At 56.7% G+C, this 18525-nt stretch carries 21 protein-coding genes; 11 read left to right on the top strand and 10 right to left on the bottom strand.

Going from position 1 to position 18525, the window contains the following annotated elements; genetic code table 11:
• Nucleotides 1-24: 24 nt before the first annotated feature.
• Together VFE46_18635 and VFE46_18630 are read right to left on the bottom strand one after the other, a co-directional pair.
• Nucleotides 25-798 carry a cytochrome b N-terminal domain-containing protein gene (locus VFE46_18635; GenBank protein HZZ30020.1) on the bottom strand — a complete coding sequence of 258 codons (774 nt, stop codon included), beginning with the start codon at nucleotides 796-798 and terminating at the stop codon, nucleotides 25-27.
• 116 nt (nucleotides 799-914) lie between these two features.
• Nucleotides 915-2018, bottom strand: coding sequence for a Rieske (2Fe-2S) protein (locus tag VFE46_18630; GenBank protein ID HZZ30019.1), 1104 nt, complete (start codon nucleotides 2016-2018; stop codon nucleotides 915-917).
• 506 nt (nucleotides 2019-2524) lie between these two features.
• Here VFE46_18630 and purD point away from each other — a divergent pair.
• The 6 genes from purD (at nucleotide 2525) to VFE46_18600 (ending at nucleotide 5060) form a co-directional block, all read left to right on the top strand.
• On the top strand, nucleotides 2525-3808 hold the full coding sequence (purD, locus tag VFE46_18625; GenBank protein HZZ30018.1) for a phosphoribosylamine--glycine ligase: 1284 nt from the start codon (nucleotides 2525-2527) through the stop codon (nucleotides 3806-3808).
• Nucleotides 3809-3858: 50 nt separating this feature from the next.
• Entirely contained in the window at nucleotides 3859-4173 is a 315-nt protein-coding gene (locus VFE46_18620; GenBank protein HZZ30017.1) for a type II toxin-antitoxin system RelE/ParE family toxin, read from the top strand.
• Nucleotides 4151-4396, top strand: coding sequence for a type II toxin-antitoxin system Phd/YefM family antitoxin (locus tag VFE46_18615; GenBank protein ID HZZ30016.1), 246 nt, complete (start codon nucleotides 4151-4153; stop codon nucleotides 4394-4396). The genes VFE46_18620 and VFE46_18615 overlap by 23 nt, the downstream gene beginning before the upstream one ends.
• Before the next feature lie 28 nt (nucleotides 4397-4424).
• A complete protein-coding gene (locus VFE46_18610; GenBank protein ID HZZ30015.1) occupies nucleotides 4425-4592 on the top strand; it encodes a hypothetical protein in 168 nt (55 codons plus the stop codon).
• A gap of 61 nt (nucleotides 4593-4653) precedes the next feature.
• Nucleotides 4654-4827 (top strand): hypothetical protein, encoded by a 174-nt coding sequence (locus VFE46_18605; protein HZZ30014.1) that lies wholly within the window; start codon nucleotides 4654-4656, stop codon nucleotides 4825-4827.
• Nucleotides 4824-5060, top strand: a complete 237-nt coding sequence (locus VFE46_18600; GenBank protein HZZ30013.1) for a hypothetical protein — start codon at nucleotides 4824-4826, stop codon at nucleotides 5058-5060. The genes VFE46_18605 and VFE46_18600 overlap by 4 nt, the downstream gene beginning before the upstream one ends.
• Before the next feature lie 44 nt (nucleotides 5061-5104).
• Here the strand turns inward: VFE46_18600 and VFE46_18595 are convergent, their stop codons facing one another.
• A complete protein-coding gene (locus VFE46_18595; GenBank protein ID HZZ30012.1) occupies nucleotides 5105-5455 on the bottom strand; it encodes a hypothetical protein in 351 nt (116 codons plus the stop codon).
• A 292-nt stretch (nucleotides 5456-5747) separates the two neighbouring features.
• Complete coding sequence (locus VFE46_18590) at nucleotides 5748-6053, bottom strand: hypothetical protein (GenBank protein HZZ30011.1); 306 nt, start codon at nucleotides 6051-6053, stop codon at nucleotides 5748-5750.
• A 364-nt stretch (nucleotides 6054-6417) separates the two neighbouring features.
• Here VFE46_18590 and VFE46_18585 point away from each other — a divergent pair, with 364 nt between their 5' ends.
• Nucleotides 6418-6951: a transposase gene (locus VFE46_18585; GenBank protein ID HZZ30010.1), complete on the top strand. Its 534-nt coding sequence runs from the start codon at nucleotides 6418-6420 to the stop codon at nucleotides 6949-6951.
• A gap of 757 nt (nucleotides 6952-7708) precedes the next feature.
• Nucleotides 7709-8923: a glycosyltransferase gene (locus tag VFE46_18580; GenBank protein HZZ30009.1), complete on the top strand. Its 1215-nt coding sequence runs from the start codon at nucleotides 7709-7711 to the stop codon at nucleotides 8921-8923.
• Nucleotides 8924-8979: 56 nt separating this feature from the next.
• On the opposite strand, the gene VFE46_18575 is transcribed toward VFE46_18580, so the two are convergent.
• From VFE46_18575 to VFE46_18565, 3 genes are read right to left on the bottom strand one after another with little or no spacing between them, the layout of a single operon-like run.
• On the bottom strand, nucleotides 8980-9498 hold the full coding sequence (locus VFE46_18575) for an NYN domain-containing protein (protein ID HZZ30008.1): 519 nt from the start codon (nucleotides 9496-9498) through the stop codon (nucleotides 8980-8982).
• Nucleotides 9495-10775 (bottom strand): dihydroorotase, encoded by a 1281-nt coding sequence (locus VFE46_18570; protein ID HZZ30007.1) that lies wholly within the window; start codon nucleotides 10773-10775, stop codon nucleotides 9495-9497. Before VFE46_18570 ends, VFE46_18575 begins: the two co-directional genes overlap by 4 nt.
• 21 nt (nucleotides 10776-10796) lie before the next feature.
• Nucleotides 10797-11759, bottom strand: a complete 963-nt coding sequence (locus tag VFE46_18565; protein ID HZZ30006.1) for an aspartate carbamoyltransferase catalytic subunit — start codon at nucleotides 11757-11759, stop codon at nucleotides 10797-10799.
• 359 nt (nucleotides 11760-12118) lie between these two features.
• Between VFE46_18565 and VFE46_18560 the strand changes: the two genes are divergently transcribed.
• Nucleotides 12119-13384 (top strand): hypothetical protein, encoded by a 1266-nt coding sequence (locus tag VFE46_18560; GenBank protein HZZ30005.1) that lies wholly within the window; start codon nucleotides 12119-12121, stop codon nucleotides 13382-13384.
• 14 nt (nucleotides 13385-13398) lie between these two features.
• Here VFE46_18560 and VFE46_18555 read toward each other — a convergent pair whose 3' ends face one another.
• Nucleotides 13399-14094 (bottom strand): MgtC/SapB family protein, encoded by a 696-nt coding sequence (locus VFE46_18555; protein ID HZZ30004.1) that lies wholly within the window; start codon nucleotides 14092-14094, stop codon nucleotides 13399-13401.
• 134 nt (nucleotides 14095-14228) lie between these two features.
• Here VFE46_18555 and solA point away from each other — a divergent pair, with 134 nt between their 5' ends.
• Nucleotides 14229-15371 carry an N-methyl-L-tryptophan oxidase gene (solA, locus tag VFE46_18550; GenBank protein HZZ30003.1) on the top strand — a complete coding sequence of 381 codons (1143 nt, stop codon included), beginning with the start codon at nucleotides 14229-14231 and terminating at the stop codon, nucleotides 15369-15371.
• On the opposite strand, the gene VFE46_18545 is transcribed toward solA, so the two are convergent.
• Together VFE46_18545 and VFE46_18540 are read right to left on the bottom strand one after the other, a co-directional pair.
• Complete coding sequence (locus tag VFE46_18545) at nucleotides 15368-16150, bottom strand: UvrB/UvrC motif-containing protein (GenBank protein HZZ30002.1); 783 nt, start codon at nucleotides 16148-16150, stop codon at nucleotides 15368-15370. The two genes, solA and VFE46_18545, sit on opposite strands and share 4 nt — an antisense overlap.
• A 107-nt stretch (nucleotides 16151-16257) precedes the next feature.
• Nucleotides 16258-17142, bottom strand: coding sequence for a DUF4912 domain-containing protein (locus VFE46_18540; GenBank protein HZZ30001.1), 885 nt, complete (start codon nucleotides 17140-17142; stop codon nucleotides 16258-16260).
• Nucleotides 17143-18248: 1106 nt separating this feature from the next.
• Here VFE46_18540 and VFE46_18535 point away from each other — a divergent pair.
• Nucleotides 18249-18525: hypothetical protein (locus VFE46_18535; GenBank protein HZZ30000.1), on the top strand; the 277-nt coding region annotated here is incomplete at its 3' end.

Genomic DNA, 18525 nt, shown 5'->3' with positions numbered 1-18525 from the left:
TGCCTACTAACCGCTGCCCGCTGCTCACAACGGCCCGCTAATGCCGCCATCTTTGCGAACGCGCCAAAAGTGAATGGCCATGAGCGTGGCGGCGGCCAGCGGAATTGCCACACAATGGAGCACGTAAAAACGGTTCAAGGTTTCTTCGCCCACAAAGCGCGCACCGAGCAAACCAAAGCGCGCATCGCTAGCGTTGGTAATCATGTCGATGCCCCCAATCGAAAGCAGCGCATGCCCCGGACCTTCGTGACCCAATAGCGGCGTGGCGCGGGCCATGTTGGAGCCCACCGTAATGGCCCAAATGGCCAATTGATCCCACGGCAGCAAATATCCGGTGAACGAAAGCAGCAGCGTCAGCAGCAGCAAAATCACACCGATCACCCAGTTGAATTCCCGCGGGGGCTTGTAGCTGCCGGTGAGGAACACTCGATACATGTGCAGCCAAACGGTAATGACCATGGCGTGCGCACCCCAGCGATGCAACTCGCGCATAATGCCCAAGCTCACCACGTCGCGCAGCGCCAGAATATCGTTATAGGCCCATTCCAGCGTTGGCCGGTAATAGAACATCAGCAGCACGCCGGTGACCGTTTCCACCAGGAACAGGAAGAAAGTGACGCCTCCCATGCACCAGGTGTAACTCAGCGCGATGCCCTGCTTTTTGATCGACACCGGATGCAAGTGCAGGAAGAAGTTGGTGAGCATCACCACAATGCGATTCCGCCGATCCACCGGCATCGGATGGCGGAAAATGCTCTTCCAAATTTGACTATTGCGAATCGTTTCGCCGAGCGACATGGATAAAAATTAGTTTGTTGATTTTCGTATGCTCCCTCTTCCCTTGCGGAAGAGGGTTGGGGTGAGGGGTAATAATCGGTCCCTCAGACACCGTCAATTCTTCCGCCTCTTCTTCCTCACACGGGCACAAAACAATCAGGATCGGTCCACTGGCCCATCTCTTCCTGGAACGTGCGGCTTTTGTCCACTTCCAACTGTCCGTCGTCGCCAATGCGAATGGCGTAGCGTTCCAGCGGTCGTGGAGCGGGGCCTTCAAAATTAATTCCGTCCTTGTAAAACCCGCTGCCGTGGCAGGGGCATTTGAATTTTTGCTCCGCTTCCAGCCAGTTGGGCGTGCAGCCCAGGTGCGTGCAGACCGTTTTCAAGGCGTAAATTTCCGGCTTGTCGTTGTACTTGCCGTTCACAATCCACACGCCGTTGGTGGCGACAAACTTAGTTTCCACCTGGCCGGGGGCGAAGTTTTCCTTGAAGCCGACCTTGAACCGGCTGGGGGGCTCGGTCAGCACGTTGGGAAACATAAAGCGGGCAAAACCTAACGACCATAAGCCGCCAGTGGCGGCCATGGCCGTCATTCCCAATGCCAATGATGAGCCGAAAATCACGCCCAAAAAGCTGCGGCGATCTTGCCCCTCCGCCGCCGGCTTGGCGGGCGAAAGTTTCGCGTAAGCTGGTTTGGCCGGCATCGGCGGCACCGGAATTTTTTCTTTAGCGGGCCCTTTGGGAGCAGCCTTCGCCGCAGGCAGCGCCGCAGCCTGCGCCTTCGTCATAGGGCCGGGCTTTGTGCCGGCGCGGGCAGCGGCCAAAATGCTGGCAGTATCTTTTTCTTTCGCCACCGGAGCGGCGGGCTTCGCGCCAGCCACTGGCACCTTAGCGGGCGCACTAGGCTTGGCGGCCGCTGGCTTTTCGCCAGGCGCTTTGGCCGCGGGCTTTGTGGCGGCAGGCTTCGCGGGCGCGGCGCCGGCTGCTTTTCCGGCGCGGGCCATGGCCAAAATATCTTTCACATTGGGACGTTCACCCGCCGCAACCGGCTTAGCAGCCGGCACAGGCGCAGCAGTTTCTTCTGCGGCCTCAGGCGCCGCTTCCACAGCTGGCGCAGATTCTTCCGCGGGCGGCGATGATGCTTCCGCCTTCGGCGCCGGCGCGGCACCCCCCTCTTTGTTGTCCGTCTTGCGGGCCGCCGCCAGAATATCGGCGATCGACATCTTTTTCTTGTCTGACATACAAGTCCCTAATCCGCCGGCAATCCATGCGGGCGGTACGCAATCGCCGACGCCATCCGCCTGGGCTGCAGAGACACCCGCGATTGAATCACACCCCAATCCATCAGAATGCACAGCATTGAACCGTGCCGGCACGCTGTTGAGGAGGGGATTGTGAGATTTTTCACGAAGTATCCCATGTTGTAGCTACCATTCGACTTTTGTCAACAGGGGTCTCCCCACGCAGAGGCTCCTTTTCAATTTTAAGTACAACCGCCCACCTCACGAAATCCCCTCGTTGGAAGAAGGCAACCGCAGGCAGCACGCACCAGGCAGAATGAAGAACATAGAACGAAACCTCCAATCCCGCCTTCTGCCAGCCGCCCGCTGCTCATTCCCCACTCCCCATTCCGCATTCCCCATTCTGTTCCTGCCTGCCGCCTGCCGCGCCTCCGCGGTAAAATCCTGAGATACTAAAAAACGAGCGGGCGGAATCGACCGACTGAATCAACGGAGTGTGCTGCCGCATGAACATCTTGATTATTGGCAACGGCGGTCGGGAACATGCCCTGGCCTGGAAAATTAAGCACAGCCCGCGCGTGAAGCGCGTGTTTGTCGCGCCGGGCAACGCCGGCACAGCCGCCGATGCGGAAAATGTAGATATTTCGCCGACCGATTTTCCACGCCTCATTCGCTTTGCCAAAGAAAACGAAATTACGCTCACCGTGGTCGGGCCCGAAGCGCCGCTGGCCGCCGGCATTGTCGATGCCTTCCAGGCAGAAAAGCTGCGCATTTTCGGACCATCGAAAGCTGCCGCCGAGTTGGAAGGGAGCAAAGTGTTCTGCAAAAATTTGCTCCGCCAGGCCGACGTACCCACGGCAGATTATCAAGTGTTCCGCGAATTGCCGCACGCGCTCACTTATTTGCGCGATCGCGAAGACGTGCCCGTTGTGGTGAAGGCCGATGGCCTGGCGGCCGGCAAAGGCGTGTTCGTTTGCAACGGCCGCGCCGCAGCGATGGACGCCGTCAACCGAATCGCCAAAGATAGAGCGTTTGGCCAGGCGGGCCGCCAATTCGTCATTGAAGAACGGCTCGATGGCCACGAAGCCAGCGTGCTGGCCATTACCGACAGCCGCACCATCCTCACGCTTCCCGCGGCACAAGATCACAAGGCGGCTTTCGATGGCGATACCGGCCCCAACACCGGCGGCATGGGCGCGTACTGCCCTACCCCGCTCATCACCGAGGCCGACATGCACCGCATCGAGGAGCAAGTGCTGGTGCCGGTGGTTCACGCGTTGAAGCGCATGCGTCGCCCCTTCCGCGGCGTGCTATACGCCGGGCTGATGATGACCGGCCAAGGCCCGAAAGTGCTGGAATTCAACGTTCGCTTTGGCGATCCGGAATGTCAGCCGCTGCTGATGCGGCTGCAAAGCGATCTCGTGGATTTACTGGAAGCCGTGGCCGACGATCATTTAGCCGGCGTCACTCCGCCCGTGTGGGATCCGCGCCCGGCTGTTTGCGTGGTGATGGCCAGCGCCGGTTACCCGGGCAATTACGAGCGCGGCATTCCGATCCGCGGTCTGGACGAAGCGGCCAAAGTGCCCGACGTGAAGGTGTTCCACTCCGGCACCGCCACGGCCGACGGCAAAGTGGTGACCAACGGCGGCCGCGTCCTGGCTGTTACGGCGCTGGGCAATTCCATTCCCGCCGCCAAGCTTTCCGCCTACACCGCCGTCAAACAAATCCGCTGGGAAGGCGCCTGGTGCCGGAAGGATATTTCGGATAAGGCGCAAAAGTACGACCAATAAATACCGTCGCAGTTGCCGGAATGATAAAATCTGGCTAGAATCTAGCCAGAATGCGACACGACATCATCCTGGCCCCCGAAGCGGTTGTAGACTTGAATAGACTAGCAGCGAACGTCCGCGCGCAAGTTCGTGACGCGCTCGAAACATTTCTGCGACACGATCCGGCTAAAACCAGCAAAAGCCGAATCAAGCGCCTGCGTGGCATATCACGGCCGCAGTACCGCTTGCGGGTCGGCGGCGAAATTCGAGTTTTTTACGACGTCACTGAAAATATGGTTGAAATCTTGGCCATCATTTCCAAAGCCGACGCCGACGACTGGCTCATACAACATGGTGAAACCGATGAAGCAGATTCCACTAACTGATGTCAAAGACGATTTATCAAAGTATCTTCGCCTTGCGGCCAAGGAAGAAATTGTCATCACTCGCCACGGCAAGCCAGCGGGAGTTTTGGTCGGCTTCGCTTCGGAAGATGAATGGTTCGATTACAAGCTGGAGCACGATCCCAGATTCCTGGCCCGCATCTCTAAATCCCGCGCCAGCCTCCGCGCCGGGAAGGGAACGAAATTGGAAAACTTAAAGCCGTAGCGCAACGCAATTGCGATATGCTAAGCTAATGCCAAAACTCCGATCCGACGACAGAACTCCGCAACGCAAAGCGCGCGACGAACAGATTGCCGTCCAGCCGCAATTGCCCGAGCCCAAACTGCCGCCGGACACCAAGCCAGAGCCGGTTGAAGCCCCAGGCATCCACAATGGATATGCCCCAAGCCACACGCAATGACGAACCAGTCATATCCGCCAACCGATAAATTTGAACCAATCTTTTTGCCAAGGAGAATTTCATGAACCAGGAGCGAGTTCTCGGCGTTTATGCTGCCGTCCGCGCATCGTCGACCGGCGAGAGCACTTTCCCGCAAATTATTGCCCGCTTGGCCGAGTTAGGCGTGGAGCGCTACCATGCCGATTACACGCGACTGGAAACACTTTCTACTTCGGCGATGGCGAATCGATCATGACAATCATCCCGCACGGCCAGCAGCCAATTGGCCAGGAATTTTCCGCGCCGGCGGTGGAAGCAGCCGTGCGACAAAGCCAGCGCAACGAGCACACGTACGAAGACTTTGTTCGTAAAACTATGGCCGCCGGCTGCGTCGGCTATTTTGTCCACATCACCGGCCGCCATGCCCTGTACTTCGGCCGCAAAGGGGAAACACACCTGGAACCGTTTCCGGCCACCCCGACCAAATAGCCACGTAGGTTATGCATTTTAAATGGCGCTACCAGTTAGATTCCCTACCGATCCATGTCGAAATCGCCGATGCCGATAAACGTGTTGCCGTTGCCGGCAGTAATGTGCACGCTGCCGCCCAAAGCCAATTTAGAGAGTACCAACGCATCCGAGCCGAAATTCGCGCCGGGCGTGCCGAAATTGATGACCAGATTGGCAACCGACGCAAACGAGGCACTCGCCGCACCGTTGATATGAGTTGGCACGGCGGTCGAGCCAGCGCCGAACGAGTTGAGGCCAATCACCTTGATAACGCTCGGCGAAGAATTCGTAATTAGCACGGCATTGTCGAGCCCCGACCCGGTCACATACAACGTGTTTCCCACTTGAGCGACGGTAACGTTTCCGTCCAACATGCGACGTGATTCAAGATGTTCGAACGCGAAAAGCCTTATGGCGTCTTGTCGGCATAGCTTCGCTCCCAACGGAGCCACCAATGACCAAGAAAAGAAATGCTTCGCCATTTTGCGATCCTGACGAAACGCGCGAAAAGTGGTCGGTAATTATCAAAACCTAGAGACCGTCGCAATACCGAACCGCGCTCTTCAAAATTGCCCGGGTGTCACTGCCGGCTGTACCAGCAGCTTGCACAGCAAATTGTCCGATGGCCCGAATAGCGCCCCAGATGCCGATGGCCACGGCTCATCGCTATCCCACGGGGCTGGCGCGCTTGGGTCCTGTCACGTCCAGCGTACCGGTTCGATGGTTTGATCGATGGGCAGCCCGATCAGGCTTTTCGTGTTCCGTGCTTCTGAGCCGACGACTGCGACTGAGAATGATGAAGGCCAGCGGCAACGTGGTGAGGGCGCCGATCGAAAACAACGTCCAACCCACGGTTTTCCGCTGGGGCTCTGGAACACGGTCTGCCAACAACAGCCCAATCCCCGCGCCGAGCAAACCGCGCGTGCCGGCAATGAAGCCCACTTCCGGCAGCGTCAATTTAGTTTCTCGCATAATCGATTCCTCCCTTGTGATTAACCTCGGGCCCCACAATGGCAACTCGCAGGCCTGCTGCATTAGGATTACTACAGAAATTCTCAAGCATTTTTCCTTACCAAGAATTATACGCCGCCGCGGTGCTAGCCGAAGTGCTGACGCTGCTGGAGAAACTGCCTGCCACAGCGGTGCCCCAGCCGTCCACCGGACCCCACCGGGCATACCATGCCCGGCTTTATGAGGGTGCGGTGGGCGTGGCCGGCTTTATGATGCCCCGTGTACCTAAATATAATGGCGGACGATCACCAAATCACAAAGCCGCGATGGTATCGCCGGTGGCCGCGCACAAAGCCGCGATGGTATCGCCGGTTTCTGAACCGCCATGCAAACCATTGGCTTCCACCTTGTCAAATCCGGCTATGGGTTATGGTTGCCCGGCGACTGTCGAGGCCATTGGTTGGCGGCTTGGGACGAACAGATCGGCTATTATGAGCCGCATCAGTTGCACGGCGGCGATCCAAACCGCGAACGAATGGCTCGTGAGCGGATGAAGCATCCCGTCACGCGATTTACCACAGCCATGGTGGATGCCACGGCCCGTGCAATGGCCGCCTGCGTCGCTGCATCGCCATGGCAAGTTGCGGCGGCCGCGATCGAATCCACGCATATGCACTTGTTGATCACGTACACGCCGCGCGACATTCACGCAGTGGCAAAATGGATTGTCCAGCAAACCACCAAAGCGGTTCACGGCGAGACCGATTTTTCTGGCCCGTTATGGTGCGAAGGCAAATGGTTGACATTCGTCTTCGACGAAGAGCACTGGGAGAACACGCGTCAATACATCGAACGTCACAATCTGCGACGAGGATTGCCTGCCCAACCGTGGGATTGGATTACGCCCGACGCCCGATAAGCGCCGACCATAAAGCCGGTGATGGTATCGCCGGTGGCCGGCGTCGCCCATGTATGATCCACCGGGCATCCGGACCGGGCATACCATGCCCGGCTTTATGAGAGAGCGGCGGGTGTCGCCGGCTTTATGTTAGAGCGCTGGGCGTGGCCGGCGGCTCGTGCCCGTGAATTTCGCACTGGCCCAAAATCTTTCCGATTTTTAGGCCACTCATTTGGTAAAATGCGCGGGAAAGAACAGTGGCTAGTGGCTGGTGAACGGTGGCTGGTTGAAAGTATGTAATCCACCTCCTCACCCGCTCACCCACGCACCCGCTCATCCTTCACCTGCTCACCCGCTCACAACTAGTCCCTAGCCTCTAACCCCTAGCCCCTCAAAAACCCACGATAACAATCAATCGAAAATGCACATCTTTGGACGTAAACCCGCGACCTTTTGTCATGCGCCAGCAAGCGTAAGCTTGCGAGATTGCCGCCTGGGCGGCAGCTGGTTAGCGACAAACTCGCGCGGTTTCGTCGAGAAACAAAAGAGTGCGGCCAAAATGCTGGTGGCCGATGACTGCGATTGCGTGAATGACAGCGGGCGCGTGCTAGCTGCCCGTGGGCCAGCGCATTGCTCTTGGGTCGATCGGGGGGGAATCAATAGCATTAGCGGCTTAGTCCGCAACTGCACCCTGGCGCCGCGACGCATGATGCGTGCGCAATTGGGCCAAAGCCAAGGTGCAGCGGACCTTTTCTCTTCTCATCTACGTGGGTGGCGCATGGATGCTGTTGTGTTTGTGTCGCACTACTGTCCGGGCGAGCGGCTTTCGGGCTCTGATTCCCGCACCGAGCGCGTGCTGCGGTGGTTTTACGAACGGGGTATCGACGTTCATTTTGTGAATTTAACTCGCAAATTGTACGGCCGCTTGCCGCCGGCAAAGTTGCGCCGGCAGATGGCCTCCTTCCATCAAGTGCACCTGGCTGGCTGCGAGGCGAAGGGACCGAAATCGAAGCAGTGGGAAGAAATTACGCGGCCGTGCAAAACGCCAGTGCTGCGATTTCTTTCGGCCCGACAACATCGCCAGGCGACCGTGCAGCAGCGGATTTCGGAAGTGCTTTCGCGCACCGGCGCCAAGATGTTGTGGATCAATCACAGTTTGCTGGCGCCCGCGGCCCCGGCGCCGACAAAGAATCCACAGGTGTTGCGGATTATCGATACGTTCGATGTATTGCACCAGCGCGACGAAAGCTTGCGGGCCGGAGGCTTGCCGCCGGCGCATAACGTCACCCGGCAAATGGAACGGCAAATGTTGGAAACGTTCGATGTGATTCTGGCGATTCAGGATCAGGAGCAGCAAGTGCTGGCGAGCATGTTTCCCGACCGCACGGTGCTGACGATGGGGCATTCGATGGATATTTCTCCGCAGCCTTGTCACAGCGCCGATATTTGCTTTGTGGGAAGCCGATATTACGTGAACGGCGTGAACCTGCTGAAGTTTTTGCACGAAGCGTGGCCGGCCATTCGGGCGCGGTGCCCCGACACGAAATTTCAAGTGGTGGGCGGAGTGTGCAAAAGCCCGCAAATTATTGAGGCGGCACGCGGCGATCGGCGGATTGTGCTGCGCGGCATGGTTCTCCACACGGCAGATATGTTCCACGGTCCCGCGGTCGTGGTTTGCCCGCTGTGGATGGGAAGCGGATTAAAAATCAAAATGGTGGAGGCGCTTTCGCACGGCAAGGCAACAGTGACGACGCCTGTGGGATCGCAGGGATTGGAACAAGGCGCCGGCAGCGCGTTTTTGGTGGTGCAAGAGCCGGCCGATTTTGTCCCGCCAATCGTGGAATTGCTTACAAATGCGCAGCGCCGGGAACAATTGGAAACTACCGCCATTGACTTTGCCCGAGCGCACTTTCAAACCGCGTTTGTCTGGCAAGAAATGAATAACTACCTGGATCAATGGAGAAAGCAAAATCGCATGGCGAAATCAGCGTGACAGCCATGTGTCGCATGACAGCTATGTGTACTGCGGCGGTTCCCACACCTTGGCGATTAATCGAGCCCGAACTGGCGCAGCCAGTGTTCGACTTCGCCGGGCGAAAGCGGACCGGCCGGCTTGGGAACATCGGCCGTAGGATTTGCGTCCGGGGAGTTGGCATTCAGGCGAGCCGCCCGATCGCGCAGCAACTGGGCGAACCAGACATCGCTATCGACCGCAACGGCACGCCGGCGCTGGGCGGCTTTTTGCAGACGATGATCGCTGGAAACGACCGTCAGCCGCTTGGGCGCACTGTCGGCGGCAATCAAGCGTTCGATGACGCTGTCGGCATCGTCGTCTTTGGCGGCGAACATGACCGTAATGCCCCGATGCTTTTGCTCCCGGGCCACGCCCCAAGGCGATTCGGAAGCATCGAACACGACCGTGGCGCGCGGCACTTCTTCGGGCACAAGCGATTCGGCCAGCGTGTTAAGCAGCGCCTGCCGTGCCCGTTCCAAATTTCCCGGCCCCTTCCCGCGCGACGGAATGCCGGTGCTATTCAGCAAGTTGTAGCCATCGATGATCAGGCTCATTTCGCAACTTCGTACTTCACGCGGCCGCCGACAATGACCGTGTCGGCACGGCCGTGTAGTTGCCAGCCGGTGAAGGGCGTGTTCACGCTTTTCGAGTGGAAGCGGTGCGGATCGACGGTCCACCGGGCCGCGGGATCGATGATGGTGACATCGGCATCGGCTCCCACGGCGAGCGTCCCCTTAGGAATGCCCAATACTTCGGCCGGATTGATCGTCATTTTTGCTAGCGCCGTGGGCCAATCGAGCACGCCGGGTTCGATGAGCTCCGTGATAACCAAGCCGAGGCACGTTTCCAACCCCAGAATACCGAACGGGGCCTGGTCGAGCTCCCGCATTTTTTTCTCCGGGGCGTGGGGCGCGTGGTCGGTGCAGATGACGTCGATGGTGCCGTCGGCCAACCCGGCCAGGCATTTTTCCACATCGCGTAGACTGCGCAACGGCGGACTCATTTTGAAGTTGCTGTCGAAGCTGCGCAAAGATTCGTCGGTGAGCGTGAAATGGTGCGGGCAAATTTCGGTGGTGACGCGCACTTCTCGCGATTTAGCCCGACGGATGATTTCCACGCTGCCGCCGCTGGAAACGTGCATGACGTGGATTCGCCCGCCGGTGGCTTCGGCCAGCAGAATATCGCGGCTGACCATGACGTCTTCCGCAGCGCCCGGCATGCCGGGAAGGCCCAGTTGCAGCGACGCCAAGCCTTCATGCATTACGCCGCCGCGAGTAAGTTCGCGCACTTCGGCGTGGTTGAGAATGGGCTTGTCAAACATCAAGCAATATTCGAAAGCGCGGCGCATTAACTCCGGATCGTACACCGGAGCGCCATCATCGCTGAAGCCGACCGCGCCGGCGTGCACCAGTTGGCCGAGTTCCGCCAGTTCTTTCCCCTCACGGTTTTTGCTAACGCAGGCGACCACGTACACGTTGCAATTATCTGCCCGGGCGGCCTGTTGCTGGATAAACTCTACGCTGGCCTGCGTATCCAGGGGGGGATCGGTATTGGGCATACAGGCGATCGAAGTGAATCCGCCGGCCAGCGCGGCCGCGGTTCCGGTGGCGATGGTTTCGTCTTCCTCTCGACCCGGCTCGCGTAAATGCACATGCATGTCGATCAACCCGGGCGAAACAATTTTTCCGCTGGCGTTAATAATGCGATCTTGCCCATTCGGCGGCACATCGTACCCGGCGATTTTGCCATCACGCAGCAACAAATTGGTGACGCGGTCAATTCCTTGGCTGGGATCGATCACTCGACCGTTTTGGATCAGAATACTTGACATGATGAATTTAGAACAATGAAATTAGCTTTCGCACGTTCCACATACGAGCCACAACACCGCCATCCGCACCGCCAGACCGTTGGTGACTTGATCCAGAATGACCGAATGGCTGCCGTCGGCCACATCGGCGGTGACTTCCACGCCACGATTGATGGGACCGGGGGCCAGAATCAAAATGTCTTTTTTCGCTCGAGCCAGCCGTTGACGATTCATGGCATATAACAGGGCGTATTCACGGACCGAGGGAAACGGCCGCGTGCTTTGGCGCTCAAATTGAATGCGCAGCAAGTTCAGTACATCGCAGCGAGGCAAAATCTCGTCCAGATTGTAAGAAATTTCAACGCCCAGGTGTTCCCACAACGGAGACACCAGCGTGGACGGGCCGCACAAAATTACATGCGCGCCGAGTTTTTTCAGTCCCCAAATATTGCTGCGGGCCGTGCGGCTGTGGGCGATATCACCGATCAGTGCCACCGTGAGCCCGTCCAACCGCCCACGGTGCTCCCGGATGGTCATCATGTCGAGCAGGCCTTGCGTGGGATGCTCGTGCGGTCCGTCGCCAGCATTGATGACGGAACATTCCAGGTTTTCCGCCAACAGTTTGGGCGTGCCCGGCGTGCTATGGCGAACGCATACCACATCGACGTTCATGGCCTCGATGTTTTTGGCGGTGTCGATGAACGTTTCGCCCTTGGAAAGACTGCTGCCAGAGGCAGAAAAATCGACGGTGTCGCCCCCCAGGCGACGCATCGCCAGCGAAAAGCTGGTGCGCGTACGGGTAGAATTTTCAAAAAACAAGTTGGCCAAGGTTTTGTTTTGCAGCACGGAGATTTTTTGCTTGCAGCCCCCGGTGGCTTCTTTGAAATGGACAGCGGCGTCAAGGATCAAGCGGATTTCCTCCGCAGTGAGGCTTTCCATATCGAGCAAATGTCGCCGGGTCCAAGCCGATGGAACGGTTGTGAATTCATCGAGGGCAATGCTCATGCGCGCACAACCTCGCCTTTCATTTTTGGCAGATTCTTTTGACCGTCGAGGCCGCTGAGTTACAAACCAGGCCGACACCGCAGATTCTAACAACCCAACTCGTGCATGCATAGGCGCGGCAATGGTGCAAGATACGTGGCGGATTCGACTTATGTGTTTTTTTGCGTGATATTATCGCAGCCACAATTACCCAATGATGTCTTGTCAAAATCGCGAGTTTTTCCTACTATCCGGCCCACTTTTCCACGGCCGGATTCCCGCCGGCTTGCCTGCCAGGGGGGCGCGGCTAAGCCGCATGCAGATGAATGCGATATTTGGTTTGATTCTCGTCTTCTGAACTTCGTACTCGGCGGCCAAGGATGGATTGCCGAAATTTGATCTTGCGCAGCTTGTGGGCCGCGATGGCCGGGCTGATGCTCTGTACTGGCTGCATTTATTTTCGCGGACCGAAACCACCGCCAGTTGCAACACCCGATGCGAATAAAGCCACGACATCCGCGGATGCAGCTGCCGGAGCAAATGCCAACGGTTCCCTCGCCACGCCCGCTGAGTTGGCGGCAATCATGGCCGAAGTGCAACAACTCGGCACGCTCGATCCGGCAGCGCAAAACGCGTTGCTGGAAGATTTGAAGAAAACCGATCCGTCGCTGTGGCCGCAGTTGGTGCAAACATTTCGGGCCTCAATTGCCTATCGCAAGCAGGCAGAAGAGCGAGCCCGGATAGCAGCGCAACAAACAGGTACAGTTCAACCGGCCGCATTCAACGACGGCCATCAAACAGACGGCACCGGGCCCCTCAAGCTGCCTGAGGCCGACGACAGCACATTGTCGCCGAAGGCCGCGCCAGCCGAACTTGCTTCGAACTATCCCGATACACACCTTCCGGCAGTGCACGTTGGTAGCGCAACGAACGACGATTGGCATGCGCAGTTGGCTGCGGCGATTCAAGCCTTAGAAGCACACACCACAAATTCCGGCGGTGCAAACACATCGCTAAGTGCGGTTGATGAAGCAACGTTGCGGATGTTGTACTTGGTCGCCGGCCGGCGTGATGATGCTTTAAAGCCTGTCGCTGGTACCGGGGACACAAATCAAGAGTTTTGGAGCGAAGAATTATTCGGACTGGCCGCGGTGCTAGACGAGCAACATATGCCCGATGCACAGCGCCGCGCTGCCGAAGCCGCTCAGCATTTGCGGGAAGCGGCCTCAAAGCTCGGCCAATCGGGGACGCTGGTAGCGCGAAACCTTACTTTTTGCACGGAAGTTTCGAGTTACGGCATCTACAAGCCCTTTCCGAAATACGAATTCAAGCCAGGCCAGGAAGTGGTGCTATACGCGGAAGTGGAAAACTTCTCCAGCGACAACTCTGACAAGGGTTATCACACTGCTTTGAAGAGCAGTTATCAGATTGTCGACAACCGTGGAGCGCGAGTGGCGGAGCAAGAGTACGCCACAACCGAAGAGTGGTGTAAAAATCCGCGACGCGACTTTTTTGTGCGCTATTTTTTGTACATGCCCAAGCGCATCTACGACGGCAATTACACATTGCAACTTACCGTGGAAGACACGTTGGGCAACAAAATGGCGCAATCAAGCATTCCATTTTCAATTGTCGGGGCGGATTGAAAGCGCATTGCCTCCTACGGTTTCCACTGTAATCGCAGAACGCCCGGCCGCTGGGCAATTTGCTCGATAGCAACCGGTATTTCAGTGGCTGTCTCAGGCGCGTGCCAATCGAGCTCGTACTGCAACTTGCGAATTTGCGACCGGGGCACGATCGTGATCGAACAGGCTGCGATTGTCAACGGCCCAATACGGAGGATGTTGCGGATATCTGCATCGGTCGGCCCATCGGGGGCTAATTTAACGACCAAGGCGGCTCGGCGATCTCGCACCAACGATTTGTCCATACTCTTCAACCCCCATAACACCATAATCGCCAACGCAGCAGCAGCCGCGCCGAGCCAGATTTGTCCGCCTCCAAAGCAAAGACCCATCACGGTGGAAAACCACAGCGTTGCGGCGGTTGTGACGCCGAGCACCATTTTTCCGCGCCGCAAAATCGCCCCAGCGCCGATGAAGCCCATTCCCGACAAAATGCCCAAAGGGAATCGCATGAGATCCAGAACGATAAACGAATCAGATTTTTTCCCTGGCGTGTTCATGAGCAGATTCGCTTGGAGCATAGAAATGGCCGCCGCCAGGCTGACCAGCATGACGGTGCGAAATCCAGCGGCGCGTCCCTGCTCGCCACGATTAATGCCAATCAACGCGCTAGCGACGACCGTGAATGCCAGTCGAATTGCAACGTCGGTCCATTCGATCGTGGGGGACATAATGGTCAATTCCCTGAATTAAAGTTTTCGCAGAAATCAACTGCAGCAATGGGCACGCTGGCGCCAAATCTAGTGTAAATTAAGCGCTTTGCCACGGCCAGCAGTCGAGTGTTTCAGAGCCAGGGCAGCACCGCTTGAAAAATGCTTACGACGTCATTGTGATCGGTATCGGCGGCGTAGGAAGCGCTGCGCTATATCATTTGGCTCAGCGGAACATCAAAGTGCTGGGATTGGACCGTTTTCCGCCAGGGCACGATCGGGGTAGTTCCCACGGCCGCACGCGTGTTATCCGCCAGGCCTATTTCGAACATCCCGATTACGTGCCGCTTCTGTTGCGGGCGTATGATCTGTGGGAAGAACTTTCCCAGCGCTGCGGGAAGCAGCTATATCACGAAATTGGTTTATTGCAAATCGGTCCGCCCGATGGGCATATTGTGCCGGGGGTACTGAAGGCCGCTGAGCAGCACGGTTTATCGATCGATCGGCTGACTGTTCCACAAGCGATGAGCTGCTTCCCGGCGTTCCGAGCACCCCGTGAATGGGAAGCGGTTTTCGAACAGCGTGCCGGCTATCTCAATGTCGAAGATTGCGTCAGGGCGCATTGCAACGAGGCCCAAAAGCAAGGTGTGGAATTGCGCACCGGGGTAGAGGTGAGCGGTTGGTCGGCCAGCGATACCGGTGTGTCAGTCGACACGAATGCAGGCAAGTTCAGCGCAGGAAAACTCGTCATCGCGGCTGGACCGTGGGCGAATAGATTCGTAAGTGGATTGGGCATTTCACTTCAAGTGCAACGGAAGGTCGTCTTCTGGTATCCGATCCAAAATGATGCGTTGCGAGCCGATCGTGGTTGCCCCGCCTATCTATTTGACACGCCGGAATGCCCATACGGCATTCCGCAACTGGACGATTACGGTTTCAAAATTGCCGAGCACAGCGTAGCAAAAGAAGAGCACGCAATCGCCGATCCGTTGACGGTGAATCGGCGGTTGAATCCTTCGGAGCAAGCATGCGTAGAAAAATTTCTAAGCATTCACATCCCGGACGTGGGTCGGCCGCTTTTACATCACAGCGTGTGTCTCTACACCATGTCACCGGATGAGAATTTCATTGTCGACGTGCATCCGCAATATCCGCAGGTAGCGTTTGCTGCGGGGTTATCTGGACACGGCTTTAAATTTTCTTGCGTGCTGGGAGAAATTCTGGCCGATTTGGCGATTACCGGTCGCACCTTGCATCCCATTGGCTTTCTCAATTGCCGCCGGTTTGGGACTGTCTAAAGATTCGGTTCTGGGCTGCGCCGTCGGAGTTCATCGCGCAAGCGGGCCGCTTCCTCAAACTGTTCTTCGGCAATGGCCTGTTGCAAATCGGCCTTGAGTTGATCGAGCGGATCAGGCGGAGGCGGAGGCAGCGCCGGTTGGCGATTAACCATTTGCTCCCGCCATTTTTCCAGGTGCATGAGTTCGCCGCAGCGGTCAGCCCGATCGAGCTGTTCGTACTCTCCCAAAAACTTGCGGATGCCGGTAATGCCCGCATCAATAACTTTGATGGCCGCTTCGTAATCGCCCAACTCCGCCAGCGGTGTGGCCACGGCCTTGGTGTGCATCATGGTGACATAAGGGCGATATTGATCGAATAGCAGTCGGTCCTGGTCTTTTGCGGCGAATTCACGCACAAATGCAAACAGCTTGAGATTTCGTGAAGTATCCCGGGCACACAGCTCGTACCGTTCCAAATGCCAAAAGCTGAGGTACCGATGGTAATACTGCACACCTTCGCGCAACAGAAGCTGACATTCATCGGCAGTAAGTTGAAACGAAGCGCCATCAGGATGAGCCTGGTCGTGCTCTTTTTGTCGATGACGGAACAAATCGAACCACGATTCCTGGCCTTCTGGCCGCTGGCCATCGGGGCGGCCGTCGATTTCCATTTGCAACAGGCCTAAATCGAGGCGAACTTGGATTTTATCGCGCCCGTCATTGCCGCGAATAATTCGCACGGCAAAGTGATCGGGATTGTGTTCCCAGCCGTCGAGAATGGGGGTTAGATCGTTCGACACGGCAATCCAGCAACCTTGCGGCTCGCGAATGAAATGCCCAACAGGGCGCGCACTATAACTCCATAATCATGCGGTGAGATAGCAAGCGAAACAAGGGGAGCGCTCTGCTAGCCACTGTTGGTTGTTTGCTCGCGGTTGATCGGTTCCATGACCTTCGTGTTCCGCTCAACGGCCAGCACAATGGTGCGTTGTGAGCTGCCGTCTTTGGTGCAGGCTACTAATGGAATGACCTGGCGGCGGTTGGGCAAATCGACCCGTACGCTAAAACTGCCGTCGGGACGCAGCTTGATGGGCGCTCCTTGAAGCGTCACTTGAGCATCGGGATGCGTCGTGCCGTGGATGACCATTTCTGTCTCCACTCGGAAACGAACGGTGCGATCTTGGGAAATCAACGTTTCTGCGCTCACCCGGTAGCGTTCGCTTAACGTTCCACCCACCGGCCGGCGCAGGCGTTCTTCCATTACTTCTTGCAATTCGCCGGAATTGCTTTCTTGCGAATAGCCGCCACTCATGGCGTAAATTTTGTCGCAGTTTTCCACCACTTCGGTCCAGTGGTTGTCTAGCTTTTCGCTACTCGTCGATGCCGGCGTGCTAACCGTATTGCTGCGAGCCAGCGAAAAAAATCGACCGTTAGCGGCTAAATAACCAATTTCCAAGCGATAAGTTTGCGGCGGGTTGCCGACATCGATGTACCAATTCTTCACACCGCCGTGAATTAGAATATCGCGCGCCACCCGTTCGGCCGCAGTGGACGAACCCGAGCCCGATATTTCCAACACACGCAATATGGGCTTAGCAGTATGCCAATGTTGCCCTAGGGCTGCTTGAGCCCGAACAACACCGGCCGGCGTCAACTCCCAATAAGCGTGCAACCAATAGGGTCCACGGACCATGACCACCAAGCGATCCTTCGCTGCCGCACCGCTACGTCCATCCAATCCGTCGACTGCTAGTATTTTTGCGCGCATCAACCGTAGTTTTGCTTGTTCCAAACGCTTGGTGATTCGCGAATTATGATTTGACCCGTTAATTCTGCTGGATGAAGAATTTCCGCTGCGGTCCGATCCGTTCCTAGTAACCCCACGCTTGATATGGCCTGAACTCCTCATGGACACTCCAGGTTTACTAGGTGATTTTGATGTCGCAACTGCCCGTTTGGCCAGATGCAACAAAGCGCAGACTAGTTGGTCTTTACGCATCGAACGCCAGCCATTGACGCCTCGCTTCCGAGCCATGTTGGCCAGATCTTTAAGGCTACGGGCTTTTAAAGTTTGGGCGGTCATTCTTGGACATCCCTTCGCTTCCTCTCGGCGCAGCACACTTCTTCACACCGAGCTAGATGGTGAATAGAGAATCCTCCCTGACCTTCCAAACTCAATCTTGCGATAACCCCTCGGAAATCCCTATCCGAAGGCGACGCTCAACGGCCAATCTAAGTAATGAAAATGGAGGCAATGTGGCTTCCGGTGGCCAACCAGCTGCCAGGACCCAGCGGTTTCACACCCGCTTATACCGATTTTAACTAGAATTCCATAAAACGCAACGAATTAGCTGCCTGTGACCATTCGGCGTAGGCTGGCATTGAGGAAATGTAAATTACTTGCTGATAGCATGTTATGGTGTTACACACTCCCTCATTGTGCGCAAAGATTGTTGCAAGGGCAGAGTTGAACAATAAACAGCGCGATAAGTTACACTCCGACGCCAGATATTCTGAAGTTAAGCCTTTTGTGTGAAATGGGATGCGCGCCTTGGGGTGATTTTGTGAAAAAAATCACAAATTAAGGACTCACTCGTTGACGGTTAATTCCGCTCTGATTAGATTGTGCCCTAACCAGTTCCTGCGGCGTGGGTTGGATCAGTGCTGTACACGGTGCAACGGCCGATTTGCTGTGTCAGATTTCGCTGGCGTGGTTGCCGAACAACGGGCATCGATGACGCAATGGTTTATTAACTTTCTGTCGTCATCGATTACCGTACCGTGATCCATGGACCGGCTTCCCGAGGACAATCGTTCAATTATCGCGCGGGCTTACAGCTGGGCAACGATGGTCATTGTGATCGTCGGGGAGATGGTGGTGCCGGGGTTGATTGGCTTATGGATTGGTCGCTCGATTGGCGCGGGCGCCATGATTGCATTTGCCTTGATTGGCTTTGCCGCTGGCATGACCGTAGCGATCATGCATTTAATACGGCTCACAAAAAGCAAAGACTTGAACAAACTCTGATGGCGATGTTAAGCCCAGCGCTCAAACAACGAATTGCAGAATTAAGAATCGCTGGACGCGCCGGGATTTTAGCGCTGCTGCTTGCAAGTGTTTGCTTGGTGGTTTTGCCCCTGACGTTTTTGCGGGCGGGACTCGATGGTGTTTTGG

The organism is Pirellulales bacterium (assembly GCA_035656635.1).
GTDB lineage: Bacteria > Planctomycetota > Planctomycetia > Pirellulales > JADZDJ01 > DATJYL01.
The sequence above is the reverse complement of the archived record's forward strand: the minus strand, read 5'-3'. Positions and strand labels throughout refer to the sequence as shown.

What these genes read in the sequence shown, in the direction of transcription:
- VFE46_18635 (HZZ30020.1), bottom strand. Translation starts at nt 798, where the DNA reads ATGTCGCTCGGCGAAACGATTCGCAATAGTCAAATTTGGAAGAGCATT.
- VFE46_18630 (HZZ30019.1), bottom strand. Translation starts at nt 2,018, where the DNA reads ATGTCAGACAAGAAAAAGATGTCGATCGCCGATATTCTGGCGGCGGCC.
- purD (HZZ30018.1), top strand. Translation starts at nt 2,525, where the DNA reads ATGAACATCTTGATTATTGGCAACGGCGGTCGGGAACATGCCCTGGCC.
- VFE46_18620 (HZZ30017.1), top strand. Translation starts at nt 3,859, where the DNA reads ATGCGACACGACATCATCCTGGCCCCCGAAGCGGTTGTAGACTTGAAT.
- VFE46_18615 (HZZ30016.1), top strand. Translation starts at nt 4,151, where the DNA reads ATGAAGCAGATTCCACTAACTGATGTCAAAGACGATTTATCAAAGTAT.
- VFE46_18610 (HZZ30015.1), top strand. Translation starts at nt 4,425, where the DNA reads ATGCCAAAACTCCGATCCGACGACAGAACTCCGCAACGCAAAGCGCGC.
- VFE46_18605 (HZZ30014.1), top strand. Translation starts at nt 4,654, where the DNA reads ATGAACCAGGAGCGAGTTCTCGGCGTTTATGCTGCCGTCCGCGCATCG.
- VFE46_18600 (HZZ30013.1), top strand. Translation starts at nt 4,824, where the DNA reads ATGACAATCATCCCGCACGGCCAGCAGCCAATTGGCCAGGAATTTTCC.
- VFE46_18595 (HZZ30012.1), bottom strand. Translation starts at nt 5,455, where the DNA reads ATGTTGGACGGAAACGTTACCGTCGCTCAAGTGGGAAACACGTTGTAT.
- VFE46_18590 (HZZ30011.1), bottom strand. Translation starts at nt 6,053, where the DNA reads ATGCGAGAAACTAAATTGACGCTGCCGGAAGTGGGCTTCATTGCCGGC.
- VFE46_18585 (HZZ30010.1), top strand. Translation starts at nt 6,418, where the DNA reads ATGCAAACCATTGGCTTCCACCTTGTCAAATCCGGCTATGGGTTATGG.
- VFE46_18580 (HZZ30009.1), top strand. Translation starts at nt 7,709, where the DNA reads ATGGATGCTGTTGTGTTTGTGTCGCACTACTGTCCGGGCGAGCGGCTT.
- VFE46_18575 (HZZ30008.1), bottom strand. Translation starts at nt 9,498, where the DNA reads ATGAGCCTGATCATCGATGGCTACAACTTGCTGAATAGCACCGGCATT.
- VFE46_18570 (HZZ30007.1), bottom strand. Translation starts at nt 10,775, where the DNA reads ATGTCAAGTATTCTGATCCAAAACGGTCGAGTGATCGATCCCAGCCAA.
- VFE46_18565 (HZZ30006.1), bottom strand. Translation starts at nt 11,759, where the DNA reads ATGAGCATTGCCCTCGATGAATTCACAACCGTTCCATCGGCTTGGACC.
- VFE46_18560 (HZZ30005.1), top strand. Translation starts at nt 12,119, where the DNA reads ATGGATTGCCGAAATTTGATCTTGCGCAGCTTGTGGGCCGCGATGGCC.
- VFE46_18555 (HZZ30004.1), bottom strand. Translation starts at nt 14,094, where the DNA reads ATGTCCCCCACGATCGAATGGACCGACGTTGCAATTCGACTGGCATTC.